General features: G+C 41.5%; 15 protein-coding genes. 11 read left to right on the top strand and 4 right to left on the bottom strand.

The features are described from left to right. The first annotated feature begins 37 nt into the window (after window positions 1-37). The 11 genes from fabD (at window position 38) to ACFI34_RS01350 (ending at window position 10,134) form a co-directional block, all read left to right on the top strand. A complete protein-coding gene (gene fabD, locus ACFI34_RS01400; RefSeq protein WP_010557312.1) occupies window positions 38-964 on the top strand; it encodes an ACP S-malonyltransferase in 927 nt (308 codons plus the stop codon). 10 nt (window positions 965-974) lie between these two features. Then, window positions 975-1,721 carry a 3-oxoacyl-ACP reductase FabG gene (gene fabG / locus ACFI34_RS01395; protein WP_462672131.1) on the top strand — a complete coding sequence of 249 codons (747 nt, stop codon included), beginning with the start codon at window positions 975-977 and terminating at the stop codon, window positions 1,719-1,721. Between the two features lie 249 nt (window positions 1,722-1,970). Beyond that, entirely contained in the window at window positions 1,971-2,207 is a 237-nt protein-coding gene (gene acpP, locus ACFI34_RS01390; RefSeq protein WP_006792304.1) for an acyl carrier protein, read from the top strand. 274 nt (window positions 2,208-2,481) lie between these two features. After that, entirely contained in the window at window positions 2,482-3,720 is a 1,239-nt protein-coding gene (gene fabF / locus ACFI34_RS01385) for a beta-ketoacyl-ACP synthase II (protein ID WP_138741242.1), read from the top strand. A gap of 59 nt (window positions 3,721-3,779) precedes the next feature. Then, window positions 3,780-4,598: an aminodeoxychorismate lyase gene (gene pabC / locus ACFI34_RS01380; protein ID WP_462672130.1), complete on the top strand. Its 819-nt coding sequence runs from the start codon at window positions 3,780-3,782 to the stop codon at window positions 4,596-4,598. Next, the gene (gene mltG, locus ACFI34_RS01375) at window positions 4,598-5,584 is read left to right on the top strand and encodes an endolytic transglycosylase MltG (protein ID WP_462672129.1); all 987 of its coding nucleotides are present in this window, start codon (window positions 4,598-4,600) and stop codon (window positions 5,582-5,584) included. Before pabC ends, mltG begins: the two co-directional genes overlap by 1 nt. A 7-nt stretch (window positions 5,585-5,591) precedes the next feature. After that, a complete protein-coding gene (tmk, locus tag ACFI34_RS01370) occupies window positions 5,592-6,218 on the top strand; it encodes a dTMP kinase (protein WP_039037938.1) in 627 nt (208 codons plus the stop codon). A gap of 1 nt (window position 6,219) precedes the next feature. Further along, window positions 6,220-7,134: a DNA polymerase III subunit gene (locus ACFI34_RS01365; RefSeq protein ID WP_462672128.1), complete on the top strand. Its 915-nt coding sequence runs from the start codon at window positions 6,220-6,222 to the stop codon at window positions 7,132-7,134. An 11-nt stretch (window positions 7,135-7,145) separates the two neighbouring features. Further along, entirely contained in the window at window positions 7,146-7,472 is a 327-nt protein-coding gene (locus ACFI34_RS01360; protein ID WP_006792298.1) for a PilZ domain-containing protein, read from the top strand. An 18-nt stretch (window positions 7,473-7,490) separates the two neighbouring features. After that, window positions 7,491-8,270 (top strand): TatD family hydrolase, encoded by a 780-nt coding sequence (locus ACFI34_RS01355; protein WP_410898721.1) that lies wholly within the window; start codon window positions 7,491-7,493, stop codon window positions 8,268-8,270. A 4-nt stretch (window positions 8,271-8,274) separates the two neighbouring features. Continuing rightward, complete coding sequence (locus ACFI34_RS01350) at window positions 8,275-10,134, top strand: alkaline phosphatase D family protein (protein ID WP_462672127.1); 1,860 nt, start codon at window positions 8,275-8,277, stop codon at window positions 10,132-10,134. Window positions 10,135-11,273: 1,139 nt separating this feature from the next. Here the strand turns inward: ACFI34_RS01350 and ACFI34_RS01345 are convergent. The 4 genes from ACFI34_RS01345 to ACFI34_RS01330 all read right to left on the bottom strand — a co-directional run bounded on the left by ACFI34_RS01345 (window position 11,274) and on the right by ACFI34_RS01330 (window position 16,065). After that, a complete protein-coding gene (locus tag ACFI34_RS01345; protein ID WP_462672126.1) occupies window positions 11,274-12,581 on the bottom strand; it encodes an O-antigen ligase family protein in 1,308 nt (435 codons plus the stop codon). A 224-nt stretch (window positions 12,582-12,805) separates the two neighbouring features. Next, window positions 12,806-13,354 (bottom strand): hypothetical protein, encoded by a 549-nt coding sequence (locus tag ACFI34_RS01340; RefSeq protein ID WP_039037195.1) that lies wholly within the window; start codon window positions 13,352-13,354, stop codon window positions 12,806-12,808. Window positions 13,355-13,376: 22 nt separating this feature from the next. Further along, window positions 13,377-15,383: a bifunctional diguanylate cyclase/phosphodiesterase gene (locus ACFI34_RS01335; RefSeq protein WP_462672125.1), complete on the bottom strand. Its 2,007-nt coding sequence runs from the start codon at window positions 15,381-15,383 to the stop codon at window positions 13,377-13,379. Then, the gene (locus ACFI34_RS01330) at window positions 15,367-16,065 is read right to left on the bottom strand and encodes a transglutaminase-like cysteine peptidase (protein ID WP_305399739.1); all 699 of its coding nucleotides are present in this window, start codon (window positions 16,063-16,065) and stop codon (window positions 15,367-15,369) included. The genes ACFI34_RS01335 and ACFI34_RS01330 overlap by 17 nt, the downstream gene beginning before the upstream one ends. Between the last annotated feature and the right edge of the window lie 66 nt (window positions 16,066-16,131).

The following is a 16,131-nucleotide window of genomic DNA, read 5'->3' as shown; positions in this document are numbered from 1 at the left end:
TTTCATTATTTATTTGTTTAATTAAAAAGAGCAAAGTATGGCACAAAAAATTGCACTTCTATTCCCAGGTCAAGGTTCGCAAAGCGTAGGTATGTTACAAGCGCTTTTAGAAACCTCTGACATTGTAAAATCAACGTTTGCAGAAGCATCAACCGCATTGGGATACGACTTAGCAGCGTTAGTTCTTAACGGTCCAGAAGAAAAACTAAACGAAACCCACCGAACTCAACCTGCATTATTAACCGCAAGTGTTGCGATTTATCGCGACTGGTTAGCTAAAAACCCAGACGCCGATGTTGTAATGGCAGGACACAGTTTAGGTGAATATTCAGCACTGGTATGTAGTAATGTAATTAGCTTAAGCGAAGCGGTTAAATTAGTAGAAAATCGTGGCTTGTACATGCAAGAAGCCGTACCGGCTGGTGTGGGATCTATGGCGGCTATTATTGGTTTAGGCGACGACGAAATTAAAGCGGCGTGTGCAGCATCGGCGCAAGGCGAGGTTGTATCGCCTGTTAACTACAACTCACCAGGTCAAGTTGTAATAGCCGGGCATAAAGCGGCGGTAGATAGAGCATCAGTAGCCTGTAAAGAAGCGGGCGCAAAACGCGCATTACCGTTATCGGTTAGTGTGCCTTCGCACTGCGAACTAATGAAACCTGCAGCAGAAAAACTGGCGAATGATTTAGCCGCTTTAACATTTAATACACCTAAGTGTGATGTAATCAATAATGTAGATGTAAAAGCAGAAAGTTCAGCTGACGCGATTAAAGATGCACTTGTACGCCAATTATACAGTCCAGTACGCTGGACAGAAACAGTGCAAGCTTTAGTGGCGCAAGGTGTAACGCAGAGCTACGAATTTGGCCCAGGTAAAGTATTAACAGGCCTGGCAAAACGAATTGATAAAGCAATGGTATGTGGCTCAGTAAACGACGCCGCTTCAATTGATACAGCTAAATAAGAGTAAAAAAATGTCTAACTTATTTTCTTTAGAGGGCAAAGTTGTCCTAATTACAGGCGCAAGCCGTGGTATTGGTAAAGCAATTGCAACTATGCTGGTTGCACAAGGCGCAAAAGTAGCGGGTACAGCAACAAGCGAGTCGGGTGCGGCTAAAATTAGTGACTATTTAGGTGATAACGGTAAAGGTTATGCATTAAACGTCACCGATCCTGCTTCAATTGAGGCAACTTTGGCGGCAATAAAAGCCGACTTAGGCGATATTGACGTACTTGTAAATAACGCAGGTATCACGCGCGACAATTTACTTATGCGAATGAAAGAAGCCGAGTGGGACGATATTATCGACACCAACCTAAGCTCTATTTTCCGTTTATCAAAGGCTGTTTTACGCCCAATGATGAAGAAAAAGAACGGCCGTATTATTAATATTGGCTCGGTTGTGGGCACTATGGGTAACGCAGGTCAAGCCAACTACGCTGCGGCTAAAGCGGGTGTAATTGGTTTTTCTAAGTCGCTCGCACGTGAAGTGGCCTCGCGTGGTATTACAGTAAACGTAATTGCACCGGGTTTTATTCAAACAGATATGACCAACGAGCTAACCGATGATCAAAAAGCAGCCACACTCGCTAATGTACCGGCGGGTCGTTTAGGCCAACCTGACGAAATTGCAGCGGCAGTGTGTTATTTAGCATCTGACGCGGCTGCGTATGTATCAGGCGAAACTTTGCATGTAAATGGCGCGATGTATATGGTTTAATAACCATATAGCCTTTAAAAGATTAAAATTAAGTTGGCTTAATTCACTAAAAAACATTGAATTATTTGTGAACTTGCTTTAAACATACTTGAAATTGCTATTAAAATAAGCGATAACATGGAAAACACACACTCAGAGGTTTGACCAGAGAATTATTTACGGTCAAATCATTGAATCAGAGAATTATGCGGCGTAAACTACCCCGCAATCTGAAAATAACGCATTGGCGTTTTAATAAAGGAAAGAAGAATGAGCGATATCCAAGAACGCGTAAAAAAAATTATCATTGAACAACTAGGTGTTAAAGAAGAAGAAGTTAAAAACGAGTCTTCTTTCGTAGATGACCTAGGTGCAGATTCTCTTGATACTGTAGAACTAGTAATGGCTCTAGAAGAAGAGTTTGACACTGAGATCCCAGACGAAGAAGCTGAAAAGATCACTACAGTTCAAAGCGCAATCGATTACGTAACAGCTCACGCTGAGTAATCATTGTATATTAAAGGCAGCATTCGCTGCCTTTAATCTATGTATCCAAACCACCTCAAAGTTCATGATTCAAATAGCAAACCTTAACTCCCCAAATTTAACTAACATTAATTTTGTTTGCGTTATGTGTTGTCAAACAAGTTTGAGACTCGCACTTTGAGGTTGCTTGGGTATTAATCCCCTTGTGAATCTAATTGGATTAAAAAAACCATTTAAAAACTAAAATGGTATAAATTTTAATAAAATTATAAATATCCCTTATTGGAGGCAAACCGTGGCTAAACGTCGTGTCGTCGTAACTGGCTTAGGAATGTTGACGCCGCTAGGCAATGATGTTCAATCAACCTGGCAAGGCTTATTAGATGCTAAAAGTGGTATACAAACAATAACACACTTTGACACATCAAAATTTGGAACAAAGTTCGCTGGTTTAATCAACGACTTTGACGCATCGGCTTATATGCCACCAAAAGATGCAAAAAAAATGGATTTATTTATCCAATATGGTTTAGCAGCGGGTGTTCAAGCCTTTAAAGATTCAGGCCTAGAAATCACAGAAGAAAACGCAACGCGCATTGGTGTTGCTGTTGGTTCTGGTATTGGCGGCCTAACGCTAATTGAAGAAAACCACGTTAAGTTACTTAACAGCGGCCCACGTAAGTTATCACCATTTTATGTGCCTTCTACCATTATTAATATGATCTCGGGTCATTTATCAATAATGTACGGACTGCGTGGCCCTAACATTTCAATTGTAACTGCGTGTACGACAGGTTTACATAACATTGGCCATGCAGCACGTATGATTGCCTACGGCGATGCCGACGCAATGGTTGCTGGCGGGGCCGAAAAAGCCTGTACACCTATAGGTATGGGTGGCTTTAACGCAGCACGCGCATTATCAACACGTAACGACGACCCACAAGCAGCGTCGCGCCCGTGGGATAAAGACCGTGACGGTTTTGTACTTTCTGACGGTGCGGGTGTTGTAGTTGTTGAAGAATACGAACACGCAAAAGCACGTGGCGCAAACATTTATGCCGAGCTAGTTGGTTTTGGTATGAGTGGCGATGCATTCCACATGACATCTCCTCCAGAAGACGGTGCCGGTGCAGCTCTTGCAATGGAAAACGCATTAAAAGATGCGCAAGTAAATGCAGATCAAGTAGGTTATATAAACGCTCACGGTACATCGACCAGCGCAGGCGATAAAGCAGAAACTGCTGCAGTTAAATCTATTTTTGGCAATGCAGCAAAAGATGTAATGGTTGGCTCGTCTAAATCGATGATGGGTCACTTACTGGGTGCAGCGGGCTCGGTTGAATCAATCGTGTCGATATTGTCGTTAAAAGATCAAAAAGTGTCGCCTACTATTAACCTTGATAACCCAGATGAAGGCTGTGACCTAGATTACATTGCGCATACAGCACGCGATGCAAAACTAGATTACTCACTGTGTAACTCATTTGGCTTTGGTGGTACTAATGGCTCGTTGCTATTTAAAAAGGTATAATCTTTTTTAACAACGAACCACTTTATAAGAGCTCAGTTGTTTAACTGGGCTTTTTTTATATGCAAAAAATAATAAATAATACGCAAACAATCATCAATGCCAGCCAATCAAACGCCGTTAGCATAAGCGACAGAGGCTTAAACTATGGCGATGGTTTTTTTACAACAGCAAAAATTGTAAATGGGCAAGTTGAATATTGGCACCACCACAAAGCCCGCTTAGCTGAATGTGCTGAGCGATTAGCCTTTCCTGAACTCGATTTTAGCCCTTTAGAGCAACACATACATAACCAAGTAAACCAAAAGCAAACGGGCGTGTTAAAAATACTTATAACGCGCGGTGAAGGCGGGCGAGGGTATGGCTTACCAAGTGAGTGCAATTTAACAATTATAGTAAGCGTGCTTGAATACCCTGCAAATTACAATACGCTTGCAGAGCAGGGTGTTAGCCTTGAAATAAGCCCAATTAAATTAGCGGCACAACCTTTACTTGCGGGGCTAAAAACCCTAAACAGGTTAGAACAAGTACTCATTAAAAAAGCCATGCAAACCCAAAACTGCGACGACGTACTTGTGCTCGACTACAACAACCATGTAATTGAAGCCTCAGCTGCTAATATATTTGCCATTAAACACGGTAAAGTATTTACACCAAAGCTAAATGAATGCGGTATAAAGGGCGTTTATCTGCAAGCGTTATGTGATAAATTAGCGGTTGAGTTTAAACACATTACGGTAAACGACTTAACCAAGGCCGATGCTGTATTCGTATGCAATAGCTTAATGCATGCAGTGCCTGTTAAACGCATAGAGCAGCAGTGCTTTAATGTAGCGCACAGCAACGCATTGCTAACTAAATTATTAGCCAAGGAGGCTTAGTGTTAAAAGTTATTTTATCAGTCGCTTTTTTAGCGATTATTAGCACAGCTATTGGCTATCAGCAGTTGCAGGCGACTTTGCAAAGCCCACTAAAAGTAAGCGAAAACACCCAATTTGAGGTTAAAAAAGGCACGGGCTTTAATAAACTATGCCAACAGTGGCAAGCAAAAAACTGGGTTGAAAGCTGTTGGCGTTACCAAGTTATTGCAAAGCTAGACCCCACACTAACCGATTTAAAAGCCGGGCTTTACGCGCTTTCAAATACCAGTGTTATTAATAACATAAAAAAAATAAACCAAGGTCAACAAATCAGCTTTAGCTTTACCATTATTGAAGGCCAAGCGCTGCGCGATGTATTAGCAAATATTAAAAATGCACCTAATTTAAATAACGATCTAAAGTTAGACGAGTTAGGTAAGCAAATTATAAATGAAGATACATTGTTAGAAGGCTGGTTATTTCCAGATACCTACCACTATCAGCATAACGATACCGCAAGCAGTGTATTAAAACGCGCCGCGCAAACCATGCAACAAACACTAAGCGATGCATGGCAAAAACGCGCTAACAATTTACCTTATAACACCGCGTACGAGGCACTCATAATGGCCTCAATTATTGAAAAAGAAACCGCATTAGCCAGCGAACGTCCGTTAATTGCCTCGGTTTTTGTTAATCGGTTAAACACAAAAATGCGCCTACAAACCGATCCAACCGTAATATATGGCCTGGGTGAAAACTTTGACGGCGATATTAAATACAAAGATTTACGCAATCACACGCCATACAATACCTACCGTATTGATGGATTACCGCCAACGCCAATAGCGATGCCATCAAAAGAAGCTATTTTAGCTGCGGTAAACCCGCCACAAAGCGACTATGTTTACTTTGTAGCAAAAGGCGATGGCAGCCACCAATTTTCTACCACGTTAAAACAACATAACGCGGCAGTAAAAACCTATATTTTAAATAAAAAGAATTAACGTGTTTATGAAACCAAAATTTATAGTAGTAGAAGGCTTAGAAGGCGCGGGTAAATCAACCGCAATTTCACTTTGCCAAGACTTTTTAAACAAAAAACAAATAGAATACATCAACGTACGCGAACCCGGCGGCACGCCATTGGCCGAGTCGTTACGCACATTGGTAAAAGCCGAGCACGAAGAAGAAATAGCCTTCGAAACCGAGCTGCTTATTATGTACGCCGCACGTTCGCAGCTAATGCATAACGTAATAAACCCTGCGCTTGAGCAAGGTAAATGGATATTAGCCGACCGTCACGACTTATCGTCGCAGGCGTATCAAGGCGGCGGGCGTGGCATTAGTTCAAATACACTAGCGTCGTTATCGTCTATGGTATTAAAAGGCCTAAAGCCCGACTTAACCATTTACCTCGACATAGATCCAGTAATTGGCCTAGAGCGCGCTAAAGGGCGTGGCGAGTTAGATAGAATAGAACAAGAAGCCATTGAGTTTTTTCAGCGCACACGCATGCGCTACCTAGAACTTGCAAGCGACGACAACTCAATTAAAACCGTAGATGCCAATCAAGAAATTGATAAGGTACATAGGGATATCACAAACGTATTACGTACTTTTTTTGAAGAGCTAAAATAACATGTCTCTACCTTGGCTATATGAAACACAGCAACACTTAGCACAAAGCTTTCGTGGTCAGCGTTTTCATCATGCCCAATTGTTTTGTGGGCCTGTGGGGGTAGGTAAGTTTGCCTTAAGTGACGAGCTAGCCAATGCCTTGTTATGCCAAAATATTACCCAGCAAACAGCCGTAGCAAACAGTATTTTAGCGCCATGTGGGCAATGTAAAAGTTGCTCACTTAATCTTGCGGGTACACACCCCGACAAGCGCATAACCCAGGTAGATGGCCAAAGCATTGGCGTAGACGATATACGCGCCATAAGCGATTTTATGAACCACTCAGCGGCGCAAAATGGCAACAAAGTAGTGGTAATAGAAAACTGCGAAAAAATGACCATGGCAGCCGCCAACGCCTTGTTAAAAACGCTGGAAGAGCCAAGCAATAGCCGGTTTTTAATATTAACCACAAGCCAACCTGCGCAATTGCCAGCCACTATTTTAAGCCGTTGCGCTAAAACCGACGTAAAGGTAACCAGTACACAACTAGCGCAGCAATGGCTTGAGTCGTTACAAATACAAAATTACCCTTGGCTAACGCTTTTTTATAGCCAGCCATTACAAGTAAAGCAGTGGCAAGAGCAAAACCAGTTACAAAATATAGACACCCTTTATAAGTTTGCAACTGAGTTTAAACAAAGCCATAATTTCAAAGCGTTAGTCGATATAATAAATAAACAACCGGAGCTGGTTCGTATATTTACCTTATTTTTAAGCGAGCAATTAAAACAGCAATTATTACAAGGTATGAGCTTTGAAGCGTATCAAGAAGCGCAACAAGCACTCAGCGAATTTTTGCAAAATAACACAAAAATTCTCGGCCTTAATTTACCGCTCGCCGTATCACGATTAGCGCACATTTTACGTAATAAATAAAAGGATTAACCATGCAAGAGCTATTAGTAGATATAGACGACCTAGACGAATTATATCGCTGTTACATGCCTTACTTAAAAAAAGGCGGCTTATTTGTACGCACTAACATGCGTTACGAAGTAGGACACTCGCTGGCGTTACGTGTAACCCTTCCCGACGCACTCGAAGACGACATTGTAACCGGCAAAGTTGCGTGGATCACCCCACAAGGTGCGCAAAGCTCTAATCCGCCAGGTATTGGTATTAGCTTTTTAGACGACAAAACAAACCTAAACGCCAAGATCGAAAAACTACTGGGGACTATGTTAAACTCCGGTAATCCAACTTACACCATGTAGTAAAAAACAGGCCCAATTTTGATTGTAGATTCGCATTGCCATTTAGACCGTCTTGATTTTGATAAACTCGATTTAAACCTAGACCAAGTGCTAGACAAAGCACGCGCCAAACAGGTTGAACACTTTTTATGTGTAAGCGTAACGCTTGACCAATTCCCAAGTATGCTTGATAAAATTAAGCACTACGACGATGTATCGGCCTCGTGTGGCGTACATCCGCTCGATCAAAAAGACGCGCTTAACAAACAGCAATTAATTGATTTAGCATCACACAATAAAGTAGTGGCCATAGGCGAAACAGGCCTAGATTACTACTACGCAAAAGACACCCATGCCGTTCAGCAAGCAAGTTTTGTAGGCCATATTGACGTGGCTAACGAACTACAAAAGCCACTAATTATACATACACGCGACGCCCGCGCCGACACCATAAACCTAATGCGCGAGCACAAAGCCGAAAACTGTGGCGGCGTACTGCATTGTTTTACAGAAGACTGGGACATGGCTAAAAAAGCCATCGATATGGGCTTTTATATTTCTATTTCAGGCATTGTAACGTTTAAAAATGCAGTAGAGCTTAAAGACGTGGTAAAGCAAATTCCACTTGACCGACTACTAATAGAAACCGATTCGCCGTATTTAGCACCGGTGCCACACCGTGGGCAAACTAATCAGCCTGCTTACGTGCAAGATGTAGCGTATTACATTAGTGAGTTAAAAGGCATTAGCTTTAACGAACTAGCTAAAGCCACCACCGATAACTTTTACTCGCTATTTAAATTAGCAGCTAAAGGCTAATAATATGACGACTCACGCGGCGCAACTTCCTATGTTACTTATGGGGCCAATGGTGCGCCGCGCTGAGCAAACAGGCGTGTGCATAGTATTTGCAACTTCAACCCCTGCACAGTGCCAAATTAATATACTCAATACGCAAAGTGTGAGCGAGCAGCAAACCATTACACTAGGCGAACGCCTTTATTTACATTTTGTAGTTGTAAAACCGGCAAGTACACCTTTTGCGCTCGACACCTTACTAGCGTATCAATTAATAATAGATGGCAATGAGGTTGACCTATCAGCTTGGGCGTACAGCAACCAAGCAACCCCAGCATTTGTTATACCCAATAAACTAAATAGCATATTACATGGCTCGTGCCGAAATGCGCATCACCCCGCAAAAGACAGCCTAGTCACCGCAAGCCAATGGCAAAATACTCAACGCAGCCAAAATACACCCGGCGCACAATTATTGCTATTAAGCGGCGACCAAGTTTACGCCGACGATGTAGCAGGGCCTATGTTATTGGTTATTCATCAGCTTATTGAAAAACTAGGTATTTATAAAGAACAACCTATGGCGTTGCCGTTGCCAGAGCAGTTAAATGAGCAACTTTACAACAGGCAGCATTTTTTACCCAAAACACCGTGGCAAAAGCGCTCAAAGCTGGGGGTGGGTTACTGGCTAAAAAAAGACGAACCGCATTTTTCAAGCGTAAAAGCATTTAACCACCTTATCCACTTTGAAGAATTTATAGCGCTTTATTTACTTAATTTAAGCGTCGCTGCCTGGCAGTCTGTTGACTTACAAAACACGCAATACACCGGGCAAAACCCAGAACATCAACGTATTTTTAATGCCGAAAAGTCAGCGTTACTCGGCTATGCTAAAGGGCTGAATGAAGTAGAAAAATTATTTGCTAATGTGTCGACGTTAATGATGTTTGACGATCACGACGTAACCGACGATTGGAACCTCACCGCAGGGTGGGAGCAAGCCATAAACCAAAACCCAAGCAGTAAACGCATAATTAACAATGGGCTTATTAGTTACTGGCTGTTTCAAGGTATGGGTAACGACGCGCTGGCAAAAACAGGCGCGCTAATATCGCCATTTAAACAAAGCTTAAGTGCTAATAACCAATGGCAATTTAAAGCGTTTGATAAACCCCTAAACGAATTTAACCATTGGCATTACGAGCTAACTACAACACCCAAAGTTGTGGTGCTCGACACCCGCACACACCGCTGGCGTAACGAAAGCAATTTTAACGAGCCATCAGGCCTGCTTGATTGGGAGCGCCTTACAGAGCTTGAAGAAAGCCTACTCAGTCACGATAAAGTAATTATAGTATCGCCCGCGCCTGTATTTGGTGTTAAATCAATAGAAGCCATTCAAGCGGCTTTTAATATATGCGGTCAGCCGCTTATGGTTGATGTAGAAAACTGGATGGCACACGAAGGCTCGGCTAAAAAACTACTCGACACCTTTAGGCGCACCGACACCCCAAACGAAACCCTTATTTTGTCGGGTGATGTACATTATTCGTTTTGTTTTTCGGTGCAAAAGCGCTTTGGCGATCATCCAAACAGAATATGGCAGCTCACCGCAAGCGGGATAAAAAACGAATTCCCGCGTAAGTTAATAAACGTACTAGACAAACTCGACTCTATTTTATACGGCCCCAAAAGCCCGCTTAACTTTTTCACCAAACGCTGGCACATGGAAGTAGACAAACACCAAACCCTAGGCGAAGGCCAAAAGTATTTAGTAAGCGACTCTGCAATAAGCCTAATAACGTTAGACAACGGCGACTTGTCCCGCTATCAACTCATCCACGGCGACGGCCACACCACCGAATTCGACCTAGAACATAAATAAAGCACAGTATTTTAAATGTAGATGCCTTGCCTGCTCACGTTAAAAGCGCAGCTTCTTGTTATTTATAAAAAATATGACCACCGAGAACACCGAGTCGCTGGCGCTACACAGAGAAAACACAAGTAATTTGGTGATCACTTCTCCTTCACTTCTCGGTGGTGACATAATCACTTAGTAATACCGGGTGTTGATTTTACTGTAGGCGCCTTGCTTGCTGGCGCTTTAATTATAAATATGTAAAAGCGTTGCTTTTAAACGCCAGCAAGCTGCGCGTCTACGGTGTAAAGTTTGACTTTATTTTGTAGACGTAGAGCTTGCTCACGTTAGAAGCGTAGCTTCTTGTTACTTATAAAAAATATGACCACCGAGGACATAGAGTCGCTGGCGCTACACAGAGATAAACAAAGTTAAACCCAAAAAATATTTACCAGCCTTAAATTACTTCTCCTTCACTTCTCGGTGGTGAATAAATTACTTAGCAATATACGGTGTTGATTTTACTGTAGGCGCCTTGCTTGCTGGCGCGTTATTTATAGATATGTAAAAGCGTTGCTTTTAAACGCCAGCAAGCTGCGTGTCTACGGGTAAGGTTTGGCATTTACTTGTAGACGTAGAGCTTGCTCACGTTAGAAGCGCAGCTTCTTGTTACTTATAAAAAATATGACCACCGAGAAAACAGAGTCGCTGGCGCTACACAGAGAAAACACAAGTAATTTGGTGATCACTTCTCCTTCACTTCTCGGTGGTGAATAAATTACTTAGCAATATACGGTGTTGATTTTACTGTAGGCGCCTTGCTTGCTGGCGCTTTAATTATAAATATGTAAAAGCGTTGCTTTTATACGCCAGCAAGCTGCGCATCTACGGTGTAAAGTTTGACTTTATTTTGTAGACGTAGAGCTTGCTCACGTTAGAAGCGCAGCTTCTTGTTACTTATAAAAAAATATCACCACAGAGCACACAGAGTCACTGGCGCTACACAGAGAAGACATAAGTAATGGTTAGTCACTTCTCCTTGTCTTCTCCTTTGCTTCTCGGTGGTGATAAAATCACTTAGCAATGTACGGTGTTGGTTTAATTATTAAAATATATGGCTACTTACCTGAATAAAATATTTTTAAAAACTAAAAACTACCTATTTAAAACTTGCGTACACGTTTAACAACTATTTTATTACTCAAAATCGCCAAACATAAAATAACCATAAACAGCATAGAGTTTGCACCAGCTTGGAGCGAATAATCTACCGACGAATGCAATAACATATCAATAATCGCAATAGCACAACCAAAAGCCACACCCTGAAACAACGCCGTTTTGCGCTTACGCATAGTTGCCACACACAACCACAAACAATACAAAACCAACAAACCAAGCGCAGCTGTAGCAGGTATACCCAGCTCAACAGCAAATTGAATATAATCGTTATGGGCGTTATCGTAATAGCCCGAATACGGCTCCGACTGATACGCAGGAAACGCCGTATAAAACGTACCGCCGCCCGAACCCAATAAAGGCTTATCTAAAATAAGCGGAATAGAATCGCGTACCACCTCATCGCGGGTTTCAGACGCAATACTTGTTTCGCTAATACGCTGCTTTACTTTTTCAACATCAAAAATAGCGCCAATAATAATCAAATCAATAATAAAAAAGCTCACTATTAATAACTTAAACGCCTTGGGTTTATTGTTATAAACAAACAGCGCCAAAAAGCTTACCACCATTAACGCAATAAAAAAGGCCGAGTTACCCATACGGCTGCGCGTTAAAATAAGCGCCACAATAATAATTATTAACGAAATACGTAACACAATTTTAGAGCTTAAAAGTATTTCGGCCCAAGCTCTAAGAGTTTGTTTTAACGAGTTTTTACCTTTACCATTATTGCGTTTTAACTCGCTTACCAATACACCTATACCCAAACATAAACACAGCGCTAAATAGTTAGCTAAAAAGTTAGGATACGTAAATGTACCAATGGCCCGGTCGGTATGTTTATAGCCAAAAATAGGGCTAACTACATCGGGCGATAAATTTAAGTAACTGGCATACAAAGCCTGAAAAACCCCAGCACATATAACCGCATAAATTAGCTTTTTAATACGCGCAGCACTGTTACAGTAAATAAAAATAAGCCAGCAAAACAAAATCATAAAGCTGGTTTTTAATAACATTTGTTTGGTTTGAAAAGGATCAACGCTTACCGTAAACATTTGCGCGGCGCACACCGCAACAACAACACCAAGTGCCGCAAACACAGGCCACGAATACAAAGGAGGGTACAAAGATTGGTTGTTATTTATAGCACCGTAAATTAAGTGCGTTATAAACGTAGCGCTAATTAAAAGGCCCATAGCAAGTATGGCCCAAGGTCGGTAACTGCCTAAAGGTAAAGGGAGTAAAAATAAAATGCCACACAACAATACAAAAATTAAACGGTTCACTAATTTCCCTATAAACGCTTGTTACTAATACTTAACCTAAAAACTAACTTTTAAATCTGTTTCTAAACTAACTTCTAACTTTCAACTTCTAACTTCTATTTCTTTAAACTGACTTCTGAAAACTAAAATCTAATCACTGTATTTTAAACATTATTACACAGCGGCAAAATACAGTCACAAAAAAACGCAGCCAATTGGCTGCGTTTTTAAATTACAAACTAGTTTTAGTTACCAGTTTCTTCAGAAATGCCGTCGTCGCCACCATTACCGCCAGCACCCGGAGGTGTTGGTAAGCTAACAAAACCAGGCACGCGTGAACGTGCATTTGGGTTAGCATTATTATTTGGTGCAGCATTATCACCAGGAGTTTGGCCTGGTGCATTTGGATTTGCATTATTACCATTAGGGCCAGCAGCCGTTGCTTCAGAAGCAGTCGTTGCATCAACACCAGCAGTTACAGCCGCTAATGTAAGCGTATCGCTATCAATACCAGCAGCGCTCATTGCGCCTAGTACATCAGCAACTAACGGGCTATCTGCGCCTACAGCAGCAACAGCATCGTTAATTAACGCTTCAACGTCTTCAGCAGAACAATCACTACAAGCAGCTTCAATAGCAGCAAGTAAGTCTGCTTGAAGTTGCTCTGGCGAAGTGTCTGCAGTCGCATTATTTAATACGCTAACAAGTCCGGCGCTGTCTGCTTGTGCATATACAGGTAATGTAACCACCGCAGTGGCACCAGCAATTAAGCCAGCTAAAATTAATTTTTTCATGTCTCGTCCCATGGTTGAGTGTCTAATTACAAAATTTTAGCGTATTAGAGCAAAAAGTAAACTCTTTATTTACGCCATTATTATTAGTTTTTACTATTTTCGAAGGCGGCATTATTAAATTGCCTTGTACGCCGTCGCAGCCCAGTTTTTCAAGTGCCTTTAAAGTCTCAGGTTTTTCAATTAAACAGGCTAAAACTTTAATACCAAAACCGTGGCAAATATTATTAACGGTTTGAATAAAAAATTGGCTTTGCGTGTTATCTAGCAGATCTTGTATGTAGCTGCCATCAATTTTTACAAATTCAATGTCTAGGCCTTGTAAGTACCTAAACGACGTTAAGCTAGTACCAAAATGCTCTACACAAACATTAATACCAATATCTTTTATGGCATCTATATGTAAACTGGCCACATGCACATTATAAAGTAAGCTTATTTCGTGCAGCTCAAACAATAAGTTAGTTTTTAAAATAGGTTTAGTAATCGCGTAAAGCGTAAGCCACTCTATAAAATCGGTAGAGTATAACGCGGCTTTACTTAAATTAAGGGCAAACACATCTTTTGGGTATTGCTCTTTTACATACACAAAATTGCGTATTATTTTTTTGTCGAGCTCTTCGGTTAAATTAAGTTTTTCGGCCATAGCAAATAAATGGCCATTATTAACTTTTTCACCTTCGTGTATAAAGTGTGCAAACACCTCAAAATAGCACTGCGTATTTTCAGAGCGAGCCTGCTTTACAGCCTGCACCGAAAAGCTCACCTCGCCAGAGTCAATAATCGACTTAATAAGCGTACGCCATTGTTTAACACTAAATAGGGTGTCTTTATCTACTTTATTGGTAGCTGCGGTTTCGCCAATGGTACAACCGGTATCAAGCGCCGAAAGCACACTCCCCAAGCTCGAGCCTTTTTCAACACTTACAAGCGACAAGTTTGCAAACCCGTTTATATGTAGGCTGTTTTTCTTTTGGCTAAAAGCATCGATAATGTCTAGCTTGGTTTTATTTAAAAATGGCACGTCAAACGGGGCCAGCGCTATAAACGTACTGCCATTAAGCTTAAACAGTTTAGTGTTGGTTAACTCACTTAATATAGATTGCAAAGTTGTGCTTACATCGTAAACGTGTTCGTCACCGTCTTGGTAGCTAACGGTTTGGTTAATGTTAGTTAGCGAAGGCAGGGTGATCATCATTGCGGTTATTGGCGCGTCTTCGGTTATTGTATCAACCACCGAGCTAAAATGGTTTTCAAACGACCGACGGTTCCCAAGCCCAGTAAGTGGGTCTATGTAAACTTCTTCGGTTAGAGTTTGGGTTTGTTTAGTTAACGAGTCAAACGTGCTTTGTAAATTAATAACCATATTGTTTATGGCTTTAGTAACTGTACGTAGCTCGCGTGCAACCGGTATTTGCTGGTTTAAGGTAAAACGTTTACGCGTAACTAATTGCGCTTGGTGTTCTACGGCTTTTAGCGGCCTAAACACCGTGCCTAAAATTAAAAACGCAACCGCAAGCGATCCCGCAAGTAATAAAAACGATCCGTAAAAGCTGCGTTTTGTGTGCTCCCAAAGCGTTAGGTACGACTGCCCAGCATGGCTAGTTACTTCAAGCGTGCCAGCCATAACCCAGCCATTATTAAGCTCGCTGCTCATAGTCGGGGCATTAAGCTCTACCGCATTAATAAACCAGCCAGGTACCGATTCAACCCGTTTAGGGTTAGTAAGCTCAAACACCACATTGCTTTGCATGTCGGTAAATTTAATTTGCGTGTAATAGCCACTATCAAAAATAGCCGTGGCCATGGTTTGGGCAATCATTAAGCTTTCGTCGTCAAGGTAGGGCGAAATAGAAAGCCCCAAACTTGTGGCGGTGTCTTGCGCGTGGCTGCCCATTTGGGTTTGCAAATAGTGGCGGGTGGTTTGTACGTCGGTAACTACACGTACAAAAAACGAAATAACCGAAATTAAAATAATTAACCCGTACACTTGGGTTTTTAAACTAAGTCCATTTTTAAAAAGTCGATACATAACTACTAGTTCCTTTAATGTTACTGTTGGTGGGCGCAAGCTCGCCGTGTTCTATACGTTGTAGCATGGTGTTCCAGGCCGACACACCACGGCTATTTTTTACTTTATTACCCAGCCCTTTTGCTTTAGCTAGCCATAAACCTTGGCCATTAAAGCTGTATATAGGTTTTAAATCGGGCCGTTTATTAGCGGGTAAAAGTTTAGTATTAAAATTACCTAATACAAGCGGTATTTGGTTAGGCTCTTCAAAATAAATTAATACCATGTGCGGCTGGTTTACTGTTTTTTGCCTTACATACATTAACCGTATTTTATGCTCCGGTATGCCTAGTGCAATTAGCGTAAAGTATTTGGCTATTACGTAGTCTTCACAGTCGCCCATGCCAACGCCTAAGCTTTCGAGCGGGGTGGCCCAGTAATCTTTTTTTTGCCATAGGTCGTCGTCGGTTTGGTATTGTATGTGTTTATTAAAAAAGTCGTTTACTAAGTGTATTTGCTGCCACTCGCTTTTACCTTGGCTGCTATCTATAAAGCTAAGCCAATTTTTAATACGGGTGTAGCCCTCGTCGCCGTAATGTTGTTGTGCACGGTTCAGTATATCGCTGTTACGCAAATGCATAAGTGCATCTTGCGCGTACACAAAAAACGACATAACAATTAAAATGCAAACACTTAAGCGCACATACGTTCCTTTAGTTAAAAATCCCTAATAAACAGCATGGCCAAGTATAGTATTATTGCAACCAAA

The sequence above is a fragment of the Pseudoalteromonas sp. PSi26 genome (assembly GCF_054960575.1).
The sequence above is the reverse complement of the archived record's forward strand: the minus strand, read 5'-3'. Positions and strand labels throughout refer to the sequence as shown.